The sequence below is a fragment of the Bacillus sp. AFS055030 genome, from assembly GCF_002574545.1.
Lineage (GTDB): Bacteria > Bacillota > Bacilli > Bacillales > Bacillaceae_G > Gottfriedia.
This window is the reverse complement of the sequence record NZ_NUGT01000042.1, coordinates 1-3,542: the sequence shown is the minus strand read 5'-3', so window position 1 is coordinate 3,542 and position 3,542 is coordinate 1. Positions and strand designations below refer to the sequence as shown.

The 3,542-nt window shown below is 33.7% G+C and carries 5 protein-coding genes; all 5 read left to right on the top strand.

Annotated features, from left to right (window positions below; genetic code table 11):
• The first annotated feature begins 92 nt into the window (after positions 1–92).
• The gene (gene dnaX / locus CN925_RS15355) at positions 93–1,778 is read left to right on the top strand and encodes a DNA polymerase III subunit gamma/tau (protein ID WP_098847131.1); all 1,686 of its coding nucleotides are present in this window, start codon (positions 93–95) and stop codon (positions 1,776–1,778) included.
• 20 nt (positions 1,779–1,798) lie between these two features.
• Positions 1,799–2,125, top strand: a complete 327-nt coding sequence (locus CN925_RS15350; protein ID WP_098847128.1) for a YbaB/EbfC family nucleoid-associated protein — start codon at positions 1,799–1,801, stop codon at positions 2,123–2,125.
• 12 nt (positions 2,126–2,137) lie between these two features.
• The gene (gene recR, locus CN925_RS15345) at positions 2,138–2,734 is read left to right on the top strand and encodes a recombination mediator RecR (RefSeq protein WP_056471203.1); all 597 of its coding nucleotides are present in this window, start codon (positions 2,138–2,140) and stop codon (positions 2,732–2,734) included.
• 23 nt (positions 2,735–2,757) lie between these two features.
• A complete protein-coding gene (locus CN925_RS15340; protein WP_098847125.1) occupies positions 2,758–2,985 on the top strand; it encodes a YaaL family protein in 228 nt (75 codons plus the stop codon).
• 123 nt (positions 2,986–3,108) lie between these two features.
• On the top strand, positions 3,109–3,372 hold the full coding sequence (locus tag CN925_RS15335; protein WP_180232981.1) for a pro-sigmaK processing inhibitor BofA family protein: 264 nt from the start codon (positions 3,109–3,111) through the stop codon (positions 3,370–3,372).
• The last annotated feature ends 170 nt before the right edge of the window (positions 3,373–3,542 follow it).

The following is a 3,542-nucleotide window of genomic DNA, read 5'->3' as shown; positions in this document are numbered from 1 at the left end:
CACGGGTGGTTATGTTTTTTCTTTAAAATATTTTCCATGAAATCATTACATAGGGTATAATAATGATGACTTTGTAAGAAGGAGGAAATCAATTGACTTATCAAGCACTATATCGTTTGTGGAGACCGCAGCAATTTAAAGATGTCGTAGGTCAAGATCACATTATACGAACGTTACAAAACTCCCTTCTTCAGCAAAAAGTATCACATGCATATTTGTTTACAGGTCCACGTGGTACAGGTAAAACAAGTACAGCAAAAATCTTCGCAAAAGCTTTAAACTGTGAAAAAGCACCTACGAATGAACCTTGTAATGAGTGTGCCATTTGTAAAGGAATTACTGATGGGTCTATTTCGGATGTAATTGAGATTGATGCTGCATCAAACAATGGTGTAGATGAGATACGTGATATTCGAGAAAAAGTTAAATACGCTCCTTCTGTAGGCAAATTTAAAGTGTACATAATAGATGAGGTCCATATGTTATCAATTGGGGCTTTTAATGCATTATTAAAAACATTAGAGGAGCCTCCAAGTCACGTTATCTTTATATTAGCTACTACTGAACCACATAAAATACCATTGACGATTCTATCAAGATGTCAACGTTTCGATTTTCATAAGATAAGTGCTCAAACGATTTCGGATCGATTGACAGTTGTACTGAATCATCAGCAAACAACAATTGAACCAGAAGCTTTGATGATGTTAGCTCGTGCAGCTGAAGGTGGAATGAGGGATGCACTAAGCATTCTGGATCAAGCTATCTCATATAGCGACGAATCCATTTCATTAGATGATGTGTTAGCGGTAACAGGTACAGTGGCTCAAGAACGTTTAATATCAGTTGTTTCAGCAATAATAGATGGTAATGTATCGGTTTGTTTGACTAATATTGAAGAATTATTAAACCAAGGTAAAGATCCAGTTCGGTTTATAGAGGATTTAACAGTTTATTATCGAGATATTCTATTATATAAGCATTCACCAAGTACAATTGAATTACTTGAGAGAGCAACAGTTAGTGAGCGATTTAATGAGCTTTGTGATGCATACAACGATGAGTTAGTATATCAGATTATTGCTTCTTTAAATAAAAGTCAGCAAGAAATGAAATGGACTAATCATCCGAGAGTCTTACTTGAGGTGGCAATAGTACAACTTTGTCAAAAAGCTTCTGTGAGTCATATTGGCAAAAAGCAAGACGAGCTAACACCGTTAATTAATAAAATTAACGCTCTTGAAAAAGAGGTAAAGTTTTTAAAAGAAAATGGTGTTACGGTTAGTAGAACGAATGATTCCTCTACTAATTCAAAACCGAAATCAAGTGCATCTCGTTCAAAAATACCAAATAGTATGATACAAGGTGTATTAAGAGCTGCCTCTAAACCAGAAAAAAACAAGGTTTTAGCAGTTTGGTCATCACTTCAAGATCAATTGAGGCAACAAAATAAAGTTTCAACTGCGACTTTAGTATCGTATGGTGAAGTTGTGGCTGCTTCTTCTGAACAATGTATTGTTGCTTTTAAATCAGAGACTATTTGTGATTTAATTAATAATAATGGGGAACAAGAGCACTTAACAACGATTAATCAAACATTATCTAATTTATTAGGTACAGAAATGAGTATGTTAGCAATTCCCGAAGAAGATTGGAGATCGACTAGGGATTCATTTTTAAATACATCAAAACCAAAAGAGACTTCAACAGAAGTTTCACCAATCGTACAAGAAGCAATTAATCTTGTTGGTGAAGATTTAGTCATTATCAAAGAATAACTATATTGGAGGAAATGAAAATGATGCGTGGCGGAATGGGCAATATGAATAATATGATGAAACAAATGCAAAAAATGCAAAAGCAAATGGAGCAAGCTCAAAATGAATTAAATGAGCGTACGTTTGTTGGTACAGCTGGCGGAGGAATGGTAACTGTAACAGCTAATGGATTAAAACAAATTGTAGACGTTACTATTAAAGAAGAAGTTGTAGATCCAGAAGATATCGAAATGCTACAAGATTTAGTTTTAACTGCAACAAATGATGCGATTAAACAAATTGAAGAGGCAACTGCTAAAACAATGGGGCAATTCACTAAAGGGATGAATATTCCAGGATTGTTTTAGAGGTTAAGACAAATGCATTACCCTGAACCGATTTCAAAATTAATAGACAGTTTTATGAAATTGCCAGGGATTGGTCCCAAAACGGCCGTTCGACTGGCATTTTTTATGTTAGATATGAAGCAAGACGACGTGTTAGATTTCGCAAAGTCAATGATAGATGCGAAAAGAAAACTACTTTACTGTTCAGAATGTGGCCATATAACTGACCAAGACCCTTGTTATATTTGTAGTGATCAACATCGAGACCGATCTACAATATGTGTAGTTCAAGATACAAAAGATGTTATTGCTATGGAAAAAATGAGAGAGTATCAAGGGTTATATCACGTACTTCATGGTGCGATTTCACCAATGGAGGGTGTTGGACCGGAAGATATTAAAATTATGGAATTATTGAGCAGACTAAAAGATGATGTAGTTCAAGAAATAATTTTAGCAACCAATCCGAATATAGAGGGCGAAGCAACTGCTATGTATATTTCTAGGCTATTAAAATCGACGGGTATTAAAATTACTCGAATCGCACATGGTCTACCAGTAGGCGGAGACTTAGAATATGCAGATGAAGTTACACTTTCAAAAGCTCTGGAAGGTAGAAGAGAACTTTAGAAACTGATTAATGGAGAGAGACCATGGGTTTTTTTCGAAAAAAAGGTAAGATTCGTAAAGAATTTGATGAAAAGTTAGTTGATAGACTACATGACTACAAAGATATTTACTTAAGTCAGGTAGAGTTAATGGAAAGAAGTGTGGATCCACCAGATGATCTACTAATCCATATTAAACTTTACCAGGCTAAATACTTCTTCTTATTAAAAGAAGCAAAGGCTAGAAACGTTTTAATAACAAAAATGAAATAAGTAAAAGGGTTTATTGCTTAGGCAATAGACTCTTTTTTATTAATGTTTTTTGTCATTGAATAGTTCCTTTTCTCATACAATCTTAGTACAAGGTGTACAAGTTATATGAGGGGAGTTTTTTTTGTGAATAGTATTATTATGATTTCGGTTGTATTATTTGTAATTTTATTTCTATTATTAGTAGGTCTGCCAGTTAAAGCTTTAAAACTAATTAGTAGGTATGTACTAAGAGGTATAGTATGTGTCATGATCGTGTTTATATTAAACTATGCTTTAGCTTCTAATAATTTTCATATTCCGATTAATGCTGTTACTTGCACATTCTTAAGTGTATTAGGTGTACCAGGTATTGTAGCGTTAAGTGTAATCGGAATTTATATCGTATAAAAAATATAAAAAAAGTTTCTAAAAACTGTTGACCAATTATCGTGGGGATGTTATATTTATATACGTCGCTGATGGCGATAACAAAAAAAGAAAAAAACAACTGTTGACAGAAATTGTCGAAAGTGATAAACTGAATAAGTTGTTAAAAAACAAGATGATCTTTGAAAACT

What these genes read in the sequence shown, in the direction of transcription:
- CN925_RS15350 (WP_098847128.1), top strand. Translation starts at nt 1,799, where the DNA reads ATGATGCGTGGCGGAATGGGCAATATGAATAATATGATGAAACAAATG.
- recR (WP_056471203.1), top strand. Translation starts at nt 2,138, where the DNA reads ATGCATTACCCTGAACCGATTTCAAAATTAATAGACAGTTTTATGAAA.
- CN925_RS15340 (WP_098847125.1), top strand. Translation starts at nt 2,758, where the DNA reads ATGGGTTTTTTTCGAAAAAAAGGTAAGATTCGTAAAGAATTTGATGAA.